A 21,045-nucleotide genomic window follows, 5' to 3' on the forward strand; every position below is an offset into this window, starting at 1 on the left:
CTAGGCGGGATCGGGCCAGGCCATGGCAGGACCCACCACATCCACCGGCTGGGAGAGCGGGACGCCGGATCCGTCCCGGCGGCCGTGCTCCTGCGGCAGGGACCTGGCAACCCCGGCAGCCGACGACGCCTTGGCCGGGCCGTGGCCAGCCCAGGCCAGCAGCAGCGTGTCCTCGCCCTTCAGGAAGCGGTGGGCCCGCACACCCGCCGTGGCGCGGCCCTTCACCGGGTACTCGGAGAACGCCGTCACCTTGGCCGTGCCGGGGGCGGTGCCGGGAAGGGCTCCGGTGGTCCCCGCGATTGTGACCACGACGGCGGCCTCGTCCTTGGGCTGGACGGCGCCGAAGTACACCACCCGGTCCCCGGCCGCGAGCTTGATCCCGGCCATGCCGCCTGCGGTGCGTCCCTGCGGCCGCACGCCGGCGGCGGCGAACTTGAGCAGCTGCGCCTGGCTGGTCACGAACACCAGCTCGGCATCGTCGGCTCCCGCAGGCACCACATTGACCACAACGTCCTTGTCCTTCAGGGAAATGACGTCCCAGTCTTCCCTGTTCAGGGGATAGTCCGGCTGCACGCGCTTGACCACTCCCTGCGCCGTGCCGATGGCGAGTACTTCGTCCAGCGGGACGAACGCCACCAGTGTTTCCCCCTTCAACAGGGTCAGGAAGTCCTTGGCCGGAACCCCGCCCGCGAGGTTCGGCAGCCCCGAGACGGGGGGCAGCACGGGCATGTCCATCACCTGCAGGCGCAGCATGCGCCCCTGCGAGGTGACCGCGGCGATCTCGCCCCGCGCCGAGGTCCTGACCACGGACGTGTACACATCGTGCTTGGCCCGGGGTCCGGCCTCCGCCAGCGGCTCCTGGTTGCTGGTCCGGGCCACCTGCCCGGATGCGGTCAGGATGGCCCAGCAGGGGTCGTCCGCAATTTCCAGGGCCAGCGGCGCGGCCTTGCCCTTCCTGCCGTTGGCCCCGGAAAGTTCGGCGGCCACGGTGGGGGCCACGGCCTCCGATTCCAGCAGGACCGTCCGGCGCGGGGTGCCGTGCTCTTCGGCGAGGGCGCCCAGTTCGTCGGAGACGAGCGTGCGCAGCCGCTCCTCTGAACCCAGGATCGCCTCCAGCTCCGCGATCTCGCGGCGCAGCTCGTCCTGTTCCTTCTCGAGCTCGATCCGCGAGTACTTGGTCAGCTGCCGCAGCCGGAGCTCCAGGATGTAGTTCGCCTGGATTTCCGTGAGGTCGTAAATGGACATCAGCCGCGCCCGGGCGGCGGCGGCCTCATCGGAGGACCGGATGATCTGGATGACCTCGTCGATGTCCACGATGGCGATAAGGAGGCCCTCCACCAGGTGGAGGCGGTCCTTCTTCTTCCCCAGCCGGAACACGGTCCGGCGGCGGACCACATCGATCCTGTGGTTCACGTACACGCTCAGCAGCTGCACCAGACCCAGGGTCTGCGGCTGCCCGTCCACCAGGGTGACGTTGTTGATGCCGAAGGAGTCCTCCATCGGCGAGTAGCGGTAGAGCTGCTGGAGCACCGCGTTGGGGTTGAAGCCGTTCTTGAGTTCGATGACCAGCCGCAGGCCGTGCTTGCGGTCCGTCAGGTCCACGATGTCGCTGATGCCCGTCAGCTTCTTGGCGTTGACGGCGTCCTTGATCTTCTCTATGACCTTCTCCGGACCCACCATGTAGGGGAGCTCGGTGACCACCAGGCCGGTCCGGCGTGCGGAAAGCTGTTCCACCTCCACCTTGGCCCGGGTCTTGAAGGATCCGCGCCCGGTGGCGTAGGCGTCGCGGATGCCGTCCAGGCCCACGATCCGGCCGCCGCTGGGGAGGTCCGGGCCGGGCACGAAGCGCATGAGGTCGTCCAGCGTCGCGTCCGGGTTGGCGATCAGGTGCCGTGCGGCGGAGATGACCTCCACCAGGTTGTGCGGGGCCATGTTGGTGGCCATGCCGACGGCGATGCCGGTGGCGCCGTTGACCAGCAGGTTGGGGAAGGCCGCGGGCAGGACGTCCGGCTGGGTCAGCTGGTTGTCATAGTTGGGGACAAAATCCACCACGTTTTCATCGAGGTGGTCGGTGAGCGTGAGGGCGGCCGCCGCCAGCCGCGCCTCGGTGTACCGCGGTGCTGCAGGGCCGTCGTCGAGCGAGCCGAAGTTGCCGTGCCCGTCGATGAGCGGCAGCCGCAGCGAGAAGTCCTGCGCCATGCGCACCATGGCGTCGTAGATGGCGGTATCGCCGTGCGGGTGCAGCTTGCCCATGACCTCGCCCACCACTCGGGCGCTCTTCACGTGGCCGCGGTCCGGGCGCAGGCCCATGTCGCTCATCATGTAAAGGATGCGGCGCTGCACCGGCTTAAGCCCGTCCCGGGCGTCGGGGAGGGCCCGCGAGTAGATCACCGAATACGCGTACTCCAGGAAGGACCCCTCCATTTCGGAGGTGACATCGATGTCCACGATGTTCTCCGTGTAGGGGGTGCTGTCTTCCACGGTGGGGGCGGGGGTTTGGCGGCGGGCCATGGGGTTGGTGAATCCTTCTGGAGTGCTGTGCAATCGGTTTATTCTGCGCAAGCGGCGGTGCTGCGGGAGTTTTTGGCTAGGCTAAGCCTATGGTGGATCAGCCCGTGGACGGCGAATATCCGGAACATTGGGAAGCCGATGTCGTCCTGCGCGACGGCGGAACCGCGCATCTGCGGCCCATCCATCCCTCTGACGCGGACGCTGTCCAGGCGTTCCACATGGGGCAGTCGCAGAATTCAATCTACATGCGCTTCTTCGCGTTCAAGGCCAAACTCTCCAGCAAGGAGCTCAAGCGGTTCACCGAGGTGGACTACCGGGACCGCGTGGCGTTCGTCATCACCATCGGCGGCGAAATCGTGGGCATCGGCCGGTATGACCGCCTCGACGACCCCACCGAGGCGGAAGTGGCGTTCAACATCGCGGACGCCCACCAGGGGAGGGGCATCGGCTCCATCCTGCTGGAACACCTTGCCGCCGCCGCCCACGAGAACGGCATCCGCCGCTTCAGCGCCGAGGTGCTCCCGGAAAACCGCAAGATGCTGATGGTCTTTTCCGACGCCGGCTATGACGTCAAACGGCACTTTGACGACGGCGTCGTGAGCCTGGAGTTCAACATCGACCCCACCGAAAAATCCCGGGCCGTGATGGAATCCCGCGAGCACCGCGCAGAGGCGAGGAGCGTCCGCGACCTGCTGACGCCGTCGTCCGTGGCCGTCATCGGTGCCAGCCGCAAATGGGGGACGGTGGGCTACCAGCTGCTGGAGCACATCATTGAGGGCGGCTTTTCCGGACGGGTGTATGCCATCAACCCCGAGGCGCTGGAACTGGCGGGCATGATGTCCTTCGGCAAGCTCTCTGAAGTCCCCGAGCCCGTCCAGCTTGCGGTGGTGGCCGTCCCCTATGAGGAGGTAGCCGCCGTCGTGGCCGACTGTGCCGCAGCCGGGGTCAAGGGGCTGGTGGTTGCGTCAGCGGGCTTCGCGGACGACGGCGAACGCGGCCTCGCGAGGCAGCGGGACCTGGTGCGGCAGGCCCGCGCCAACGGCATGCGGGTAATAGGGCCGGCGTCGCTGGGAATCGTGAACACGCACCCCGACGTGTCCCTGAACGCTTCCATGGCGCCCTCGCTGCCGCTGCGGGGCGGCCTGGGCCTGTTCTCGCAGTCTGCCGCCATCGGCGTCTCGCTCTATGCCGCCTCCAGCAGGCGGCGGCTGGGCCTGTCCACCTTCCTCTCCGCCGGGAACCGTGCCGATGTGTCCGGTAACGACATGATGCAGTACTGGGAGGACGACGCCGACACTTCGGCCGTGGGCCTCTACCTGGAATCGATCGGCAATCCGCGCAAGTTTTCCCGGCTGGCCCGCCGGCTGGCGCGCATCAAGCCGGTGATCGTGGCGAAGTCCGACGCCATGGGGCTGCGGCTGCCGCCGGGGCATGCCGTCCGGACCACCCAAGCGCCGGCCGGGGCCCTCGACGCCATGCTGCGCCAGTCCGGCGTCATCCGGGTGGAAACCATAGAGCAGCTGGTGGATGTTGCGCAGGTCGTCTCCGGCCAGCCGCTCCCGGCCGGGCCCGGCCTGGCCATCTTCAGCAACTCCCAGGCGCTGGGGAAGGTGGTGGCGGACAGTGCCTCCTCGCACGGCCTCGGCATCGGCCAGATGGTGGCGGGGGTGGACCTCGACGCCGGCCAGTCAGTTGCCCTTCCGGCCCTGCGGTCGGCGCTGCTCGCCGCGCTGGAGTCCGACGCCGTCCACGCGGCCGTTGCCGCACTGCTCCCGGCCCGCGGGCTCACCGTGGACAGCATCGCCGAAGTACTTGCCGAATGCTCCGTGAAGTCCGGAAAGCCCGTGGTGGCCGCCTTTACCGGGATACTCGATCCGTCGGTCTACGTCGAAGGCATGGTGGGGACGGGGGAGCGTGCCGTGCCCTGCTTTTCCAATCCGGGCGCTGCCGTGGCCGCGCTCGCGGCCGTGGTGCGGTATTCCGAGTGGGTCTCGCGCGACCACGGGCACTTCGTTGAACCGGAAGGCTGCGATCCGCAGCGCGCCCGGGACGAACTCGAGGCCCACCTCCGGGATGTAAGGGGTGAGCAGCTCAAGCAGCTGGACCCCGCGGCCACGCGTTCCCTCCTGGGCCACTACGGCATCACCGTGCTGCCCTCGGTCGGCTTCGACACCCCCGACGAGGCGGTGGCGGCCGCGGAGGCCCTCGGCTGGCCGGTAGCGTTGAAAACCACCGATCCTTCCCTGCGCCACCGGCTTGACCTCGGGGGAGTGCGGCTGGACATCCAGGACGCCGAGTCCCTGCGGCTGAACGTGCTGCAGATGCGCCGGACCCTCTCCCGTTACGGCGACCCTGCCCTGGAGGTGCAGACCATGGCACCCGTCGGGCAGGCCTGTACCTTCAGGGCCATCGAGGACCCGCTCCTGGGACCGGTCATCTCCTTCGGCCTGGCCGGCGACGCCGTCAACCTGCTGGATGACTGGGCGCACCGGGTGCCGCCGCTGTCCGCGGCGGACGTGCACGACTTCATCCGCGGACCGCGGGCGGCCCGGAAGCTGTTCGGCTACCAGGGCCTGCCCGCGGTGGACGTCGCCGCACTCGAGGACCTGGCCGGCAGGCTCGCGTGGCTGAAGGACAGCCATCCGGAAATCGCCCTGCTGGAGTTCAATCCCGTGCTGTGCGGGGCTTCCGGAGCGGTGATCCTGGCCGCGGACGTCCGGATCGGCAACGCGGCCCAGCGCACGGACAGCGCCCGCCGCGCCATGCTCGGCTGACGCGGTTAGCAATGTGACCGGCCCATCTGTGAAAATGGGGGAATGAGCTCACAGCCTCCCGCGTCGGCGCCCGAAACGCCCGGCAATGAAAACCAGGCAGTCCGCCACAGCTCACACAACCACGGTGCCCAGGGCCAAAGCCTGGACGGCGCACTGCAGAAGGCCGGTTTCTATCCCCGCCTGGTTGCCGACGTTGTTGACGACGCCCTGGACGGCCGCGACTGCGTAGCCCACCTGGTGCACCTGGAAACACACTTTGACCGGGCCGAGGTCCGGCGCCACATCACCGTCCTGGTGCTGACTGCGGACATGCTGGTGATCACCCACGTGGACGACCAGCAGCTTGACGAGGCCGGCGAACAGATCGTGGCCCAGATCTCCACGGAGTCCGTTCCCGTGGCGCAGATCCGCTCCGTGGTGCTCAGCTACATGTACGCGCAGCCGCAGAACTACAAGCCATCGGATCCCGTGCGCGAGGTGACGCTGTCCATCGCCTGGTCCGGCGGCCAGCGGCTGGATATGGGTCCAGCCAGCTGCGGGGATCCCCAGTGCGAAGCCGACCACGGCTACAGCGGCACCATTGCCCAGGAAGACATCGTCCTCCGGATCAGTGCCGAGGCGGATGGGCTGCAGGCAGTCCAGGACGCCAAGCTTTTTGCCCGCGCGCTGCGCGCAGTGAACACAGGTTCCGCCGCTCCGGCGCCGCATGTCCAGTCCCTCCCTCCGCGGCCGCGTCCGGGTGTGTTCGGCAACCGGCTGAGCCGCGGGCATCAGCAGCGCTGAGATGCCGGACGAACGCCGCTCAACCATCCCTGACGCAGCCGCCCCCTCCGGCGCCGCCCCAGTCCAAGCGGGCCGGGCGCCCGAGCTTCCGCCCGCCCCTGCCTACGGCCGGCGCTCCGTAGCGGACGTGCTGTCCAGCGCCGCGGCAAGCCTGGGACTCGATGGCTTCACCAACACGCTCGGCTTTCCTGCCGCGCCGCGTGTCTGCGTCGTTGTGGCCGACGGCCTGGGCCGGAACCTCCTGAAGCAAAAGTCCGCGCACACACCTTTCCTCAGGTCGGTCATCCAGGCCGGGCAGCGTGAGGTTCCGGTGTGGCTGGACTCAGCATTCCCCTCCACCACGGCTGCCGCACTGGCCAGTTTTGGTACCGGGCTGCCCCCTGGCCAGCACGGCATGGTGGGCTACGACGTGCTGGACCCCGCCCAGGACAAGGTAGTCAACATGCTGGGCAACTGGGACTCCGGCGTGGATCCCCTTGCCTGGCAGCCGTTCCCCACCGTGCTGGAACGCGCTGCCGGCCAGGCCGCCGTCACCACGGTCAGCCTTCCCCAGTTCGGTGATTCGCCCATGACCAGGGCTGCCCTGCGCGGCGGAAGCTTCGTAGCCGGCACCACGTCCCATGCCCGGACCGAGGCCGCCGCCGAAGCCCTCGCCGGCCCTGGACCGGGCCTGCTGTACTTCTACCTCAATGAGCTGGACAAGGCCGGACACCGCTACGGCTGCCAGTCCGAACACTGGGAACACCAGCTCGAGGAGCTGGATTCGACCATGAAGCGGTTGAATGCCTCCCTGCCGGCGGGGACCACCATCCTGCTGACTGCGGACCACGGCATGCTGGACGTGCCGGAACAGCAGCGCATCGACTTCTCCGCAGACCCGGCGCTGGTGGAAGGCGTCCGGCACACCGCGGGCGAACCGCGCATGGTGCACCTCTACCTGGAACCCGGAGCGGACGGCACAGGGCCCGACGCCGGTGCACGCGGGCGGCTTCTCGCCGCCTGGCGGGCCCGCTTCGGTCCGCGCGTCTGGGCCTTCACCCGGGAGGACGCCATTACGGCGGGCCTCTTTGGTCCGGTGCGGCCCGCCGTCGAGGGCAGGATCGGGGACGTGATGATTGCAGCCCGCGATGAGCTCGCGCTGTATGACACAAGGCGCGTCCGCCCCACGGCGATGGACGTCGTGGGCCAGCACGGATCCCTGACCAAGGCTGAGCGGGAGGTTCCGCTGCTGTGTTTCACCGCAGGCGGCAGGAGCGTCCGCCGTGGCTGAACTCGTCTTTTTTTCGGGCACCATGGACTGCGGCAAATCCACCCTTGCGCTGCAGATGGACCACAACCACCGCGCCCGGGGCCGGGGCGGGGTGCGCTTCAGCCGGAACGACCGTGCCGGCGAATCAAAAATCTCCAGCCGGCTGGGCCTCGAAACCGACGCCGTGGAGGTGGCGGACGGGACGGACTTCTGGGAGGAAGTCATGCTGCGGCGAACCCAGGGCCAGCGCGTTGATTACCTGATTTGTGATGAGGCACAGTTCTACACGCCGGAACAGGTGGAACAGCTGGCCAAGGTGGTGGACGAGATCGGCGTCGATGTGTTTGCCTTCGGCATCACCGCGGACTTCCGCACCAGGCTTTTCCCAGGCTCGCAGCGGCTCATCGAACTGGCGGACCGGGTGCAGGTCCTGCAGGTGGAAGCCCTGTGCTGGTGCGGCCGCCGGGCAACGCACAACGCAAGGACGCTGGACGGCGTCATGGTCACCGAAGGTGCCCAGGTGGTGGTGGGTGACGTTGACATGGCCGTTGACGGATCCGCTGCTCCGGCGCCAGGCCACATTCCCGTTGTGGGCTACGAAACCCTCTGCCGGCGGCACTTCATGCGGCGCGTCACTGCCCATGGTGCCAACCTCATGGCCGAGCAGGACCAGCTGCTGCCGTTCGACGTGGACGCGTGCCTCTGGCGCGGCACCGGCGGAACAGGGGCAGGCGCCTAGTCTCCGCGGGTCCCGAAGACGATCTCGTCCCAGGACGGAACACTGGAGCGCTTGGGCCTTGCGGGCTGCCTTTCCGGTGCACCCGTTTCCGGCAGCTGGCCGGTGGTGGGGGAGTTGTCGTCAGTCCTTGGTGCCGGCCGCCGCGGCTTCCCGCCGAGCAGCTCGTCCAGTCCCGCCCCGCTTCCCGACGCGCCCGGGCCCCGTGGCGCATCAGGTTCAGCGGAGCCGGAGGGCCGCTGGGGGGAGGCCACGATGGTGATTTCGCGGGTGTCCGTGCTGACCCCGTTGTGCAGCCGGAGGTTGTCGTCAACCGGGTCAGGGTGCGGCGGGATGAGGCTCAGCCGGGAAAGCATCGACGGCCGGGCATCCCGGCGCCGGATGAAGGAATCACCCTGGGCGGCGGGAGCACTGCCGCGGTCCTCTTCCGGTTCCGCGGCCTGCTCGTCCGCTTCCGGCAAGACCTCGGAGGGCCGGGGGTGGGCCGCCGGCACGCCGTGCGTCAGCAGCAGGGCAAGGGCGTCGTCGGAATCTTCATCCACGCCCAGCCGCTGGCCCCGGCGGGAACGCAGCATGTCCAGGAGGCCGTCGGATTCCTTTTCCTTGCCGGGAGCCTGGCCGGCGTGGCCTCCCGGGCTTCCGGGAGCGGAATCGGCATCGGTCTCAAAGTCAAAGGGCCGGTCGGAGACGGCTGACAGCCGGCGGGCGGGGACTGGCCCGTCCAGCGGCTCCAGCTCGCTCAGCTGCTGGGCCCAGCGGTTGGCGTTCTGCAACGACTTCCGGGCCGGGCTGAAGGTCCACAGCGCCGGCGGCTCCTCGCCTATGCCCGGCGTGTTGCCCGTCTTGGGTTCGAAGCTGGCAGAGACAGTCCAGGTGCCGTCCTGGCGGCGCCAGGAGTCCCACTCCACCGTTGAGGGGTCTATGCCATGGGCTGCCAAGCGGTGGCCCACCATGTCGTTCAGGGTGGCAGGGTTGTCGCCGAACGCGGAGCGGTAGGCGTCATGGCCGGGAGAAGGGGACGCCACTTCCACCTTGCGGGCCTGCTGGGCTACGTACTCCCGTTCTGCAAGGACCGGACCTTCATACCGTTCAACCTTGGCCAGCGGAAGCCCGGAAAGCTCGGCGACGTCGGCCGCCGTTGCCCCCGCACGTATCCGCGCCTGGATGTCCCGTGGGGACATGGGAACGGCCGGCCGCTCAGCCCGCGGCTTAACCGCCGGCCTGCTGGCCGTCCTCAGCGCTTCGTCGATCGGCAGCTGGAACATCTCGCCGCCGGCCCCGCTCAACAGGAGGTGAGTCCCGTCGTCGTGTACGCCTACAAGCCGTAGATCCTGCATACAAATCCTCCACCCTGGCATTACTATCACTCGAAACTTTGCCACCATGGGGGCGGGTTTTCGCTCAAGGGGCAGGGCGCGCCGCGATTTTCCGGGACAACGCTCGCAAATCACTGCCGCAGCCGGCTTTTCGTCCGGGCACCAACGGGCGGCATCCTGCGTTGTCACAGGTGTTGTCCCAGACACGCACACAACAGGAAGAAGGCCAGGGCCACGATGTCCACCGATTACGATGCCCCGCGCAAGTCCGAGGAAGACGCCAACGAAGATTCGCTGGACGAGCTGAAGACGCGCCGGGCGGACAAGCCGGTCGCGGTGGTGGATGAGGACGAAAACGAGCTGGCCGCCGGCTTCGAACTCCCGGGAGCGGACCTCTCCGGCGAGGAGCTGGTGGTCCAGGTAGTTCCGGCGCAGGCTGACGAATTCACCTGCTCCTCCTGCTTCCTGGTGCGGCACCGGTCCCAGATCGCCAGGGAGAAGGACGGCCGGTTCTACTGCAGGGACTGCGAGGGCTGAAGGGCTGCCGCCAGTTTGTCCGGGCGGCGGGTGGATGCCAGCCAGTACGGCGTCGGGTCCGAGGGGTCGGTGATGTCGATCTTGACCACGGGATCGATCCAGCCCCGGATGCACAGGTAGGCCAGGCCGTTCAGCCGGGTGCCGCGTTCCGCCGTCGCTTCTTCACCCCGGAATGGCTGGGCGGCGCCAATAAAACGGCGTTCAATGGTGGCCCGCCCCACCGTGAGGGTGTTACCGGTGACCAGGATGGTGGGGGTGGAAGCGAGCAGGAGTATGGCGATGATCGCAAAGAGCACCACCGCAGCCGTGTAGCCCGCAGCCGCGCTGATAGGTGCAAACACCAGGATTCCGGCACCTGAGATGCCCGCTGCAATGATCCAGATCCAGGCATTGGGCCACAGCTTTTCCCGGTAGATCACCGCGGCCCCGGCAGAGGGTGTACTGGGAACGGGCGCGGCGGAACTCGATTCGGGCATAGGGCAAGCTTTCCATTTTTCCCTTGCTATTTCATCCCGGCGGCTCATGCCCCGGCTGCCGCGGCTCCTCCCGGCCCGCCCAGGCTGTCGGGGGCATGCATCGCCTAGGTCCCGGCCACGGGCGCGGGTTAGAGTGAGTGACTGTGACTGATCATTCCGCAGCAGTAGACACCTTCCCCGCAGCAGCACCTGCCGGCCCGGCCCCTTCTGCCTCAGCCCCCACCCTGCAGGTTCAGTTGAAGATGCTGGACCCTGGCCTTGAGGCGCCTTCCTATGCGCACCCGGGCGACGCCGGCGCTGACCTTCGTGCCAGGGAGGACGTTGTCCTGCGGCCGGGGGAGCGCAAGCTGGTTCCCACCGGAGTGGCCATCGCCCTGCCGGAAGGGTACGTCGCCCTGATCCATCCGCGCTCCGGGCTGGCCACCAAGCACGGACTGACCATCGTCAACGCCCCTGGAACGGTGGACGCCGGATACCGGGGGGAAATAGCAGTCACCCTGCTGAACACCGATGCGACCCAGTCCATTGAGCTGCACCGCGGCGATAGAATTGCGCAAATGGTTATCCAGCGTGTGGAGTATGCACAGTTCATCCCCGTCAATGAATTGAACGGGTCTGTGCGCGGCACGGGAGGATTCGGGTCAACCGGCGGATTCAACCGGCCGGTGGCCTAGGGAACCATTCTTCCGGTTCCGGCAGTACTCCTGCCTGGCGCGTACAGCACGACGGCGGGACCCCCATGGGGCCATACCGGCACATTTCACAACTAAGGAGACACCCTCATGGTCTTTGGGCTCGGCAGGAAAGCAAAGAAGGAACAGGCAGCCGAACCGGACGACTCCCTGGCCGGCGCGGAGGCTTCCGCCGACGCAGCGGCCCCCACGGGTATCCGTGCGAACGGCCCGCTTGATGAATCCGAAATCACCAGCCGCGACGGTTACGTGGATCTTGGCGCGTTGCTGATCGCTCCCAGCGAGGGCCTCCAGTTGCGCCTCGAGGTGGAAGAAGCCACCCAGCGCGTTGTGGCAGTCACGCTGGACCTCAACGGCTCCAGCCTTCAGCTCCAGGCGTTCGCCGCTCCCAAGACCGAGGGCCTGTGGGATGAGATCCGCGAGCAGATCGGCCAGTCCGTGGGTGCGCAGGGTGGCCAGGTGGAAGAGATCGACGGCAGCTTTGGAACCGAACTCGTGGCCAAGTTGCCCGCAGGGCTGCCCGACGGCAGCCAGGGCTACCGCGTGGCCCGCTTTGTGGGCGTTGACGGACCCCGCTGGTTCCTTCGCGGCGTGCTGGGCGGACCGGCGGCCCTCGAACGTGAAGCGGCCGAGCCGCTGGAGGCGCTGTTCCGGCAGGTTGTGGTGATCCGCGGGGGCAGCCCCATGCCGCCCCGCGACCTGCTGCAGCTGCGCCTGCCCAAGGACACGGCCACGACGCCTCCTCCCGCTGCCCCCGCACTGGGGGAACCGGAACGTGGTCCGGAAACCACACAGATTGGCTGACGCGGCACCTGGGGACGGGCTCCAGCGCCGCCCCGCCGTCCTCTCCCTGGACCAGCTTCCGGACAAGGGCCGCGTGGTGTGCCAGGGCCGTATTGAATCCGTGACGTATCTTCCGGCGGACCAGGCTCCTGCATTCAGTGCCATTGTTTCCGACGCCGAACCAGGCAGGTCACTGTCCGGCCCGGCCGGGCCAGGCCGGGCAGAGCCAGGCAAAAAACTGTCCGGCCAGGCCAGGGCACAGGGCCGGCTCCGGGTTGTGTGGCTGGGACGCCGCCGGGTGCCGGGCATCGAAGCCGGCGCCGAGCTCCGGCTTGAAGGAATGCTTTCCCGCAGCCAGGGCCTGCCCACCATGTTCAACCCCCGCTACGAAATACTGTCCCGCCAGGAGAACGAATGACCGAGCCCCAGCCCGACCCGTCATCCGGAGCCCAGAGCCCCGGCAGTCCTGAACGTGATTCGCGGCCGGGACCTGCCCAGGAGGCGTCACCGATGGCCGGCCTTGCGGCGGAGTACGCGGCCAAGGCGGGGCTGCACCGTACACACGACGGCCATGTGGACGTCCTGCGCAGCGCCGGAGGAGTCCAGGGGATTGCCGAAAGCATCCTGCCCGGGCTTGTGTTCCTGGTGGCCTTCACCATCACCCGGGAACTGACGCTGTCCCTGGTGGCGGCATTGGCCTCCGCGGCGGTGTTCACCGTGGTCCGGCTGGTCCAGCGGCGCCCGCTGACGCAGGCCTTGGCCGGAGTGGTGGGCGTGGGCATCTCGGCCTGGCTGGCCAACACCACCGGCAAAGCGGAGGACTTCTACCTCCCCGGGTTCTTCACCAATGCCGGCTACATCCTGGCGATGGCGCTCTCCATCTTCCTTAAATGGCCGGTGGCCGGCCTGCTCTTCGGATTCATCCGCAATGAAGGCCTGGACTGGCGCAAGGATCCGGACCGGGTCAAGGCCTACCAGCTGGGCACCTGGATCATCGTTGCGGTCCTGGCGCTTCGGCTCGTGGTGCAGGTGCCTCTCTACCTCATGGGTGCGGACGGGCTTGCCGCGCTGGCCACCACCCGGCTGATCATGGGCGCGCCCCTGTACATCCTGGGTGTCTGGATTGCCTGGCTGGCAACCCGGCCGGCCCCCGTCGACGCTGGCACGGACTCCAGCGGGGAGGACACGGGCCTGAAAGCCTGACCCCGGCCGGCGCATGACTATTGGTCCGCCCTAGCCGTCGAAGCCGTCGTCCTCCGGGGCCTGCTGGGCGGTCCTGGCGCCGGCGGGCAGCGGAGCCTCCGCCTCGCCGGCGGTATCGGGGGCGTCCGGCGACAACAGGGCGCGCAGGTCATCCTCGGCTGCAATGGTGGTCACGAAAAACAGCTCGTCGCCGCCGTCAATGACGTCGTCCCGGCTGGGCGTGATGGGGGCATGATCCCGCAGGATGGCCACCAGGGTCGCGTCCTCGGGCCACCGGATATCGCCAACCGTCTGGCCGATCACGTGCGAGTCGTGCGGCACCGTGAACTCCACGAGGGAAGAAACGCCGGTCTGGAGGGTGAGCAGCCGGACCAGGTCGCCGATCTCCACGGCTTCCTCCACCAGGGCGGTCATGAGCTGCGGCGTGTTGACGGCGACGTCAACGCCCCAGGAATCGTTGAACATCCAGTCGTTCTTGGGGTTGTTCACCCGCCCTACGGTGCGGCCCACCCCGAATTCGGTCTTGGCCAGCAAGGAAACCACCAGGTTGACCTTGTCATCGCCGGTGGCCGACACCACCACGTCTGCCTCTTCCACCTTGGCCCCCTGCAGGGTGCTCAGCTCGCAGGCGTCGCCCACCAGCCAGTGCGCGCCCCGCAGGCCGCTCCGGCCGATGACTTCCGGCTTAAGGTCGATCAGCAGGATCTCATGCTTGTGCGCCAGCAGCTCCCTGGCGATGGACGAACCGACGCTGCCGGCACCCACGATGACTACTTTCACTGGTACTCCTTGGCGGGTGCTTTGGCGAGGATGTGGGCCACCTGGGCGCTGCGGTCGACCTGCAGCATGGCGTGCACGGTGTCGCCGTCCTGGTAGGCGGTGGCCGCTTCCGGCAGGAGTCCTTCGCCGAAACGGGTCAGGTACGCCACGCGGATCGCGGCGGCTTTCTCGATGGTGCTCACCCGTTGTCCGATCCAGCTGGCGTCGAGGTCGAGCTCGGCCAGCACCAGGCGCCCGGACGGCTCGCGGAAGTCGCCTGCCAGGTGCTGTTCGGGCAGGATGCGGCGGAGCACCTGGTCCGCGCTCCAGCGCACGGCCGCCACGGTGGGGATCCCAAGGCGCTGGTAGATCTCGGCGCGGCCGGGATCATAGATGCGGGCCACGACGTGGGGGACGTGGAACGTTTCCCTGGCCACCCGGGTGGCCAGGATGTTGGAGTTGTCGCCACTGGAGACGGCGGCGAAAGCATACGCTTCAGCCACGCCGGCCTGCTTCAGGGTGTCCCGGTCGAAGCCGACGCCCGTGACTTTGCGCCCGGTGAATCCCTGGCGGAGCCTGCGGAAGGCGCGGTCGTCCTGGTCGATGATTGCCACGGAATGCCCGGCGTCCTCCAGCGTGTGCGCCAGCGTTGCCCCCACCCGGCCACATCCCATGATCACGAAATGCGCCACGGTCTCTCCTCTGTATTCCTGTCAAGGTCCTGCTGCTAGAACTCTACCGCCAGCGTCCGGGCTCCCGTCGTCCCCGGTCCGTCATGACATCGTCCGGGAATCAGACTAGCTTTGTGGGGTGCTGACAATATTGAACGCCGCCAAGCGTGTGCTGGTGGGCAGGCCATTTCGCAATGACCGGCTGGCCCACACGCTGCTTCCCAAGCGGATCGCACTCCCGGTCTTCGCCTCCGATGCCCTCTCGTCCGTAGCCTATGCCCCGGACGAGATCCTGCTCACTCTGGCGCTGGCGGGCGTCAGCGCCGTGGCGTTCTCGCCGTGGGTGGGCGTGGCGGTGATGGTGGTCCTGCTGACGGTGGTGGCCTCCTACCGGCAGAACGTCCACGCCTATCCTTCCGGCGGCGGCGACTATGAGATCGCCGGGGAGAACCTGGGCAAGTACGCAGGCCTGACGGTGGCGTCGGCACTGCTGGTGGACTACGTCCTGACCGTGGCGGTGTCCATGTCCTCCGCTGCCGCCTACCTCACCACGGCGGTCCCCGCCCTGCACGGCCAGCAGGCGGGCATTGCCACCATCGGCGTCGTAATCCTTGCCCTGGTGAACCTGCGCGGGATCAAGGAGGCCGGCACACTCTTTGCCGTCCCCACCTACATCTTTATGGCGTCCATCCTGGGCATGACGGCGGTGGGCCTCTTCCAGGCCGCGACCGGACAGCTGGGCCAGGCTCCCTCCGCGGCCTTCACCATTGTTCCCGCCCCTGGTTTCGACGAAGGACTGGTGGGCCTCGCCGGCGCCTTCCTGCTGCTGCGGGCCTTTTCCTCCGGCGCCGCGGCGCTGACCGGCGTCGAAGCCATCAGCAACGGGGTGCCCAACTTCCGGCCGCCGAAGAGCAAGAACGCCGCCACCACACTGCTGCTGCTGGGCGTCATCGGCGCCACCATGCTGGCGGGCATCATTTACCTGGCCAATGCCACCAAGGTCCACATCGTCCTGGACCCGGCGACAGAGTTCCTGCTCAACGGCAGTCCGCTGCCGGAGGGCTACATCCAGAACCCTGCCATCAGCCAGATCGCGCAGACCATCTTCGGCCCCGGTTCCATACCGTTCTATATCGTGGTTGCCGCCACCGGCGTGATCCTGGTGTTCGCCGCCAACACCGCCTTCAACGGCTTTCCGGTGCTGGGCTCCATCCTCGCCCAGGACGGCTACCTGCCCCGGCAATTGCGCACCAGGGGTGACAGGCTGGCCTTCAGCAACGGCGTCCTGGCCCTGGCCGCCGGCGCACTGGTGCTGATCATCGCCTTCAACGCGGACGTCACCAAGCTCATCCAGCTGTACATCGTGGGTGTGTTCATCTCCTTCACCGCCAGCCAGCTGGGCATGATCCGGCACTGGGGGCGGCAGCTCAAGCTGGCCAAGGACAAGGCAGTCCGACGGCGGATGGCCAAGTCCCGCGTCATCAACAGCATCGGCTTCGGCATGACAGCCACGGTCCTGGTGATCGTGCTGGTCACCAAGTTCGAGCAGGGCGCCTGGATTGCCCTCCTCGCCATGATCATCCTGTTCCTCATCATGTGGAGCATCCGGGCGCACTACGACAACGTGGCCAGGGAGCTGGCAGTGGACGAGGACTCCTCGCCGCGCGCCCTTCCCACCCGGGTGCACGCCGTCCTGCTGGTATCGCATGTGCGCAAACCGGTTCTCCGCGCCCTGGCGTATGCCAGGGCGTCCCGGCCCTCCCGGCTGGACGCGGTGACGGTGGACATCGATGCCGAAGAAACCGCGCAGACCGTGGCCGACTGGGAGAAGCTGGAGATTCCCGTGCCGCTGACCGTGCTGGCCAGCCCTTACCGCGAGACGGTCACGCCCATCATGGAGTACGTCAAACACATGCGGAAGGATTCCCCGCGGGACCTGATCGTGGTCTACATCCCCGAATACGTGGTGGGCAAGTGGTGGGAGCAGCTGGTCCACAACCAGACTGCCCTGCGCATCAAAACCCGGCTGCATTTTGAGCCCGGCGTTATGGTGGCGAGCGTCCCCTGGCAGTTGAAATCATCCGAAGAAGCGAAAAACCTGCAGGACGTCCAATAATGGCAAACACCGAAACACAGCCGCCACTGACCGGAGAAGCGGGCAGGGAAATAGTGCTCGACGTCGGGCCCGTGGCCCATGGCGGCCACTGCGTCGCCAGGCACGAGGGCCGCGTGATTTTCGTCAGGCATGGCATTCCCGGCGAAAAGGTGCGGGTGCGGCTGACGGACGCCGAAGAGAAGGCCAAATTCTGGCGGGCGGACGTCGTCGACGTCCTTGAAGCCTCCCCTGACAGGGTTGGCCACTTCTGGCACCAGGCCGACTCGGCGCGTGCCTGGCGCCACGGACATCCTCCCGTGGGCGGCGCCGAATTCGGCCACATCACCCTTGCCCGCCAGCGCAGCCTCAAGGCAGAAGTGCTGGCTGAACAGCTCAAGCGGCTCGCCGGCGTCGAGCATGGTGCTGGAGGGCCGGGCACGCGCGGCGCCGGCAGCGTGGAAGCAGTGGGCGGGACGGCCGACGGCGGGGACGGCCTTGGGTGGCGGACGCGGGCTAGCTTTTCGGTCACCCCCGGCGGCAAGCTGGGCATGCACGCACACCGCTCCACCCACATCGTTCCGGTCCGGGAGATGCCGCTGGCCATTGAGGCCATCAACAACCTCCGCCTGTGGGACATTGACCTGCAGGGCATCGAGCGGGTGGAAGTGGCAGCACCGGCCAACGGCTCCCGTCCCCTGGTGCTGCTGGCGCCGGCGGAGGCCACCAAACCCAAGCGGCTCAGCGCCATAGCTGCCCAGCTGCCGGATGACGTCTCCGTCGCTGCCTTTGATCCGGCCAGCGAGGCCGTGCAACAGCTCCGGGGCCGAACCTGGGTGCAGGAATCAGCGGCCGGACACGACTACCGGGTCACCGGTGCAGGGTTCTGGCAGATCCACCGCGACGCGCCCGGGGCCCTTGTGGGGGCTGTCACAGAATTCCTCCGCGGCGGAGGATTCCTCCATCCCGGGGCTGTTGTTGCCGACCTGTACGCGGGAGCCGGCCTTTTCACGGCAGTCCTGGCTGACGCGGTGGGGGAGACAGGGTCCGTCCTGTCCGTTGAAGGTGCCGCCGGAACCAGCCGGGATGCCCGGAAGAACCTGCACGGGGCGCCCCAGGTGGAGATCGTCCAGGGCCGGGTGGAGCGCGTGCTCCGCCAGCAGCCGCGGAGTTTTGACGCCCTGATCCTCGACCCGCCACGGGCGGGGGCCGGGAAGGCGGTGGTGGGCCAGCTTGTTGCGTCCCGTCCCCGCGCCATTGCCTACGTGTCCTGTGATCCGGCGTCGTTCGCCCGGGACGTGGGGTACTTCCGCCAGGCGGGGTGGGGGCTGTCCGGCCTGCGGGCCTTCGATCTCTATCCCCACACCCACCACCTGGAGACTGTGGCGCTGCTGGCACCGCTTCCGTGATGCCGCTGCTGTTGCTTCCGTGATGCCACTGCTGTTTTGGACTACGATGGCCGTAGTAGTCCCACGTCGCGCTCCGTAATCACGGCCGGCCGTGTGCAATTTTCGGGCCCGGAACTAATTAGGGCTTCCTAACTAGCAGGCGGTCAACCGCGCGACAAAGATGAAACTGTTGCGAGAGGAGTCCTGCGATGAGCACTGTGGACAGCTTCGGTTCAAAAGGCAAACTTAATGTAGCCGGAACCGAATACGAAATTTTCCGGTTGAACTCCGTTGAAGGTGCAGAAAACCTTCCGTTCAGCCTCAAGGTATTGCTTGAAAACCTGTTGAGGACCGAGGACGGCGCGAACATCACTGCCGATCACGTCCGCGCCTTGGCAGGCTGGGATCCCAATGCCCAGCCCGATACAGAAATCCAGTTCACGCCTGCACGCGTGATCATGCAGGACTTCACCGGCGTCCCCTGCGTGGTGGACCTGGCGACCATGCGTGAAGCGGTCAAGGAACTGGGTGGCGACCCCAAGCGGGTGAACCCCCTGGCGCCTGCCGAGATGGTCATCGACCACTCGGTCCAGATCGATGCTTTCGGCAACTCCGGCGCACTGGAGCGCAACATGGAGATCGAATACCAGCGCAACGGGGAGCGTTACCAGTTCCTGCGCTGGGGCCAGACGGCGTTCGACGACTTCAAGGTGGTTCCCCCGGGAACCGGCATCGTGCACCAGGTCAACATCGAATACCTGGCGCGCACCGTCATGACCCGCGAAGTCGATGGGGCGCTCCGGGCGTACCCTGACACCTGCGTGGGCACCGACTCGCACACCACCATGGTCAACGGCCTGGGCGTGCTCGGCTGGGGCGTCGGCGGCATCGAAGCCGAGGCCGCCATGCTGGGGCAGCCCGTTTCCATGCTGATCCCGCGCGTTGTGGGCTTCAAGCTGAGCGGTTCCATCCCTGCCGGCGCCACGGCAACCGACGTGGTGCTGACTATTACCGAAATGCTCCGCAAGCACGGCGTTGTGGGCAAGTTCGTGGAGTTCTACGGCGAAGGCGTGGCCGCAGTGCCGCTAGCCAACCGCGCCACCATCGGCAACATGAGCCCGGAGTTCGGTTCCACGGCCGCCATGTTCCCGATCGACGACGTGACCTTGGACTACCTGCGCCTCACCGGCCGCTCCGAGCAGAACGTTGCCCTCGTGGAGGAATACGCCAAGGAACAGGGCCTCTGGCACGATCCTTCCCGCGACATCAAGTTCTCCGAGTACCTGGAACTGGACCTGTCCACGGTTGTTCCGTCCATCGCAGGCCCCAAGCGCCCGCAGGACCGCATTGAACTGACCGAGGCCAAGGACGAGTTCCGCCACGACCTCAAGAACTACGTCTCCCACGACGCGAACGCCGGCACCCTGGATGAATCCCTCGAGGAGACCTTCCCGGCTTCCGACGCCCCGTCCTTCACCTCCGGCGGTACGCATGTCTCCGACACTGACCGTGAACCGCCGAAGTACTCGGCAGGCCACGGGGCAGCTGGCCGGATCTCCCAGCCCGTGCCGGTTAAGACGGCTGACGGCCGCGAGTTCGAGCTGGACCACGGTGCTGTCACCATCGCCTCCATCACGTCCTGCACCAACACGTCCAACCCGTCGGTCATGCTGGCCGCCGCGGTCCTGGCGCGCAACGCCGTGGACAAGGGCCTGACGTCCAAGCCGTGGGTCAAGACCTCCGTCGCCCCCGGCTCGAAGGTTGTCACCGATTACTACGAGAAGTCCGGCCTGACTCCGTACCTGGAGAAGCTCGGCTTCTACATCGTGGGCTACGGCTGCGCCACCTGCATCGGCAACTCCGGCCCGCTGGAAGCTGAAGTTTCGGAAGCGATCCAGGCCAACGACCTCGCCGTCGCTGCTGTCCTCTCGGGCAACCGCAACTTCGAAGGCCGCATCAACCCGGACGTCAAGATGAACTACCTGGCCTCCCCGCCGCTGGTCATCGCCTACGCCCTGGCCGGTTCCATGGACTTCGACTTCGAAACCGACGCCCTGGGCCAGGACCAGGCCGGCAACGACGTCTTCCTGAAGGACATCTGGCCCAACCCGGTTGAGGTCCAGCAGGTCATCGATTCCTCGATCGACAAGGACATGTTCGCCAGGGGCTACGAAGGCGTCTTCGAGGGCGACGACCGCTGGAAGGCGCTCGACACTCCCGCCGGCGACACCTTCGCCTGGGATCCGAACTCCACCTACGTCCGGAAGCCCCCGTACTTCGAGGGCATGCAGGCGCAGCCGGAGCCGGTCAAGGACATCACGGGCGCCCGCGTACTCCTGAAGCTCGGCGATTCGGTCACCACCGACCACATCTCCCCGGCAGGTTCCTTCAAGTCCGACACCCCTGCCGGCCAGTACCTGCTGGCCAACGGCGTGGAGCGCAAGGACTTCAACTCCTACGGTTCCCGCCGCGGCAACCACGAGGTGATGATCCGCGGAACGTTCGCGAACATCCGCATCAAGAACCAGATCCTGGACGGCGTCGAAGGTGGCTTCACCCGCGACTTCACCCAGGAAGGCGGCCCGCAGGCCTACGTCTACGACGCCGCGCAGAACTACCAGGCGGCCGGCACCCCGCTGGTGATCCTGGCCGGCAAGGAATACGGTTCCGGTTCCTCCCGTGACTGGGCTGCCAAGGGCACCGCCCTGCTGGGCGTCAAGGCCGTCATCGCCGAGAGCTACGAGCGCATCCACCGCTCCAACCTCATCGGCATGGGCGTCCTGCCGCTGCAGTTCCCGGCCGGCGAATCCGCAGCCAGCCTGGGCCTCTCCGGCACGGAGACGTTCTCCGTTGAGGGCGTCACAGCCCTGAACGAGGGCACCACGCCGAAGACCCTCAAGGTCACTGCAACCGCAGAGGACGGCACCTCGACGTCGTTCGACGCCATCCTGCGCATCGATACCCCGGGTGAAGCGGACTACTACCGCAACGGTGGCATCCTGCAGTACGTGCTGCGCCAGATCTCCGCGAACTAGCGGGTTCTGCCAGCAGGCACCACCTCCCGAAGCCCCGGCC

General features: G+C 67.3%; 17 protein-coding genes. 12 read left to right on the forward strand and 5 right to left on the reverse strand.

Annotated features, from left to right (window positions below):
• Complete coding sequence (locus tag KTR40_RS07800) at positions 1 to 2,511, reverse strand: DNA topoisomerase (ATP-hydrolyzing) subunit A (RefSeq protein WP_139029038.1); 2,511 nt, start codon at positions 2,509 to 2,511, stop codon at positions 1 to 3.
• 89 nt (positions 2,512 to 2,600) lie between these two features.
• Between KTR40_RS07800 and KTR40_RS07805 the strand changes: the two genes are divergently transcribed.
• From KTR40_RS07805 to KTR40_RS07820, 4 genes are read left to right on the forward strand one after another with little or no spacing between them, the layout of a single operon-like run.
• Positions 2,601 to 5,285 (forward strand): bifunctional GNAT family N-acetyltransferase/acetate--CoA ligase family protein, encoded by a 2,685-nt coding sequence (locus tag KTR40_RS07805; protein ID WP_228405782.1) that lies wholly within the window; start codon positions 2,601 to 2,603, stop codon positions 5,283 to 5,285.
• 42 nt (positions 5,286 to 5,327) lie between these two features.
• Positions 5,328 to 6,068: a DUF5998 family protein gene (locus tag KTR40_RS07810; RefSeq protein WP_139028906.1), complete on the forward strand. Its 741-nt coding sequence runs from the start codon at positions 5,328 to 5,330 to the stop codon at positions 6,066 to 6,068.
• A gap of 1 nt (position 6,069) precedes the next feature.
• Complete coding sequence (locus tag KTR40_RS07815) at positions 6,070 to 7,338, forward strand: alkaline phosphatase family protein (protein WP_228405783.1); 1,269 nt, start codon at positions 6,070 to 6,072, stop codon at positions 7,336 to 7,338.
• Positions 7,331 to 8,056, forward strand: coding sequence for a thymidine kinase (locus KTR40_RS07820; RefSeq protein ID WP_139028908.1), 726 nt, complete (start codon positions 7,331 to 7,333; stop codon positions 8,054 to 8,056). Before KTR40_RS07815 ends, KTR40_RS07820 begins: the two co-directional genes overlap by 8 nt.
• Here the strand turns inward: KTR40_RS07820 and sepH are convergent.
• Positions 8,053 to 9,390 carry a septation protein SepH gene (gene sepH, locus KTR40_RS07825; protein WP_228405784.1) on the reverse strand — a complete coding sequence of 446 codons (1,338 nt, stop codon included), beginning with the start codon at positions 9,388 to 9,390 and terminating at the stop codon, positions 8,053 to 8,055. The two genes, KTR40_RS07820 and sepH, sit on opposite strands and share 4 nt — an antisense overlap.
• Positions 9,391 to 9,606: 216 nt before the next feature.
• Here sepH and KTR40_RS07830 point away from each other — a divergent pair, with 216 nt between their 5' ends.
• Positions 9,607 to 9,906 carry a DUF4193 domain-containing protein gene (locus KTR40_RS07830; RefSeq protein ID WP_139028910.1) on the forward strand — a complete coding sequence of 100 codons (300 nt, stop codon included), beginning with the start codon at positions 9,607 to 9,609 and terminating at the stop codon, positions 9,904 to 9,906.
• On the opposite strand, the gene KTR40_RS07835 is transcribed toward KTR40_RS07830, so the two are convergent.
• Positions 9,882 to 10,382 carry a DUF3093 domain-containing protein gene (locus KTR40_RS07835; RefSeq protein WP_139028911.1) on the reverse strand — a complete coding sequence of 167 codons (501 nt, stop codon included), beginning with the start codon at positions 10,380 to 10,382 and terminating at the stop codon, positions 9,882 to 9,884. The genes KTR40_RS07830 and KTR40_RS07835 overlap by 25 nt on opposite strands.
• Positions 10,383 to 10,525: 143 nt before the next feature.
• On the opposite strand from KTR40_RS07835, the gene dut reads away from it, so the two are divergent.
• The 4 genes from dut (at position 10,526) to KTR40_RS07855 (ending at position 13,060) form a co-directional block, all read left to right on the forward strand.
• Positions 10,526 to 11,056: a dUTP diphosphatase gene (dut, locus tag KTR40_RS07840; RefSeq protein WP_139028912.1), complete on the forward strand. Its 531-nt coding sequence runs from the start codon at positions 10,526 to 10,528 to the stop codon at positions 11,054 to 11,056.
• A gap of 108 nt (positions 11,057 to 11,164) precedes the next feature.
• Positions 11,165 to 11,878, forward strand: coding sequence for a DUF3710 domain-containing protein (locus KTR40_RS07845; protein ID WP_228405785.1), 714 nt, complete (start codon positions 11,165 to 11,167; stop codon positions 11,876 to 11,878).
• Positions 11,871 to 12,275 carry a hypothetical protein gene (locus tag KTR40_RS07850; RefSeq protein WP_228405786.1) on the forward strand — a complete coding sequence of 135 codons (405 nt, stop codon included), beginning with the start codon at positions 11,871 to 11,873 and terminating at the stop codon, positions 12,273 to 12,275. The genes KTR40_RS07845 and KTR40_RS07850 overlap by 8 nt, the downstream gene beginning before the upstream one ends.
• Positions 12,272 to 13,060: a DUF3159 domain-containing protein gene (locus KTR40_RS07855; protein ID WP_228405787.1), complete on the forward strand. Its 789-nt coding sequence runs from the start codon at positions 12,272 to 12,274 to the stop codon at positions 13,058 to 13,060. Before KTR40_RS07850 ends, KTR40_RS07855 begins: the two co-directional genes overlap by 4 nt.
• Positions 13,061 to 13,090: 30 nt before the next feature.
• On the opposite strand, the gene KTR40_RS07860 is transcribed toward KTR40_RS07855, so the two are convergent.
• Positions 13,091 to 13,840, reverse strand: coding sequence for a TrkA family potassium uptake protein (locus tag KTR40_RS07860; protein ID WP_139028915.1), 750 nt, complete (start codon positions 13,838 to 13,840; stop codon positions 13,091 to 13,093).
• The gene (locus tag KTR40_RS07865; protein ID WP_139028916.1) at positions 13,837 to 14,511 is read right to left on the reverse strand and encodes a TrkA family potassium uptake protein; all 675 of its coding nucleotides are present in this window, start codon (positions 14,509 to 14,511) and stop codon (positions 13,837 to 13,839) included. The genes KTR40_RS07860 and KTR40_RS07865 overlap by 4 nt, the downstream gene beginning before the upstream one ends.
• Before the next feature lie 118 nt (positions 14,512 to 14,629).
• Between KTR40_RS07865 and KTR40_RS07870 the strand changes: the two genes are divergently transcribed.
• The 3 genes from KTR40_RS07870 (at position 14,630) to KTR40_RS07880 (ending at position 21,005) form a co-directional block, all read left to right on the forward strand.
• On the forward strand, positions 14,630 to 16,606 hold the full coding sequence (locus tag KTR40_RS07870) for an APC family permease (RefSeq protein WP_228405788.1): 1,977 nt from the start codon (positions 14,630 to 14,632) through the stop codon (positions 16,604 to 16,606).
• Entirely contained in the window at positions 16,606 to 17,991 is a 1,386-nt protein-coding gene (locus tag KTR40_RS07875) for a class I SAM-dependent RNA methyltransferase (protein WP_139028918.1), read from the forward strand. Before KTR40_RS07870 ends, KTR40_RS07875 begins: the two co-directional genes overlap by 1 nt.
• A 188-nt stretch (positions 17,992 to 18,179) precedes the next feature.
• On the forward strand, positions 18,180 to 21,005 hold the full coding sequence (locus KTR40_RS07880) for an aconitate hydratase (RefSeq protein ID WP_139028919.1): 2,826 nt from the start codon (positions 18,180 to 18,182) through the stop codon (positions 21,003 to 21,005).
• The last annotated feature ends 40 nt before the right edge of the window (positions 21,006 to 21,045 follow it).

It is taken from the genome of Pseudarthrobacter sp. L1SW, assembly GCF_020809045.1.
Lineage (GTDB): Bacteria > Actinomycetota > Actinomycetes > Actinomycetales > Micrococcaceae > Arthrobacter.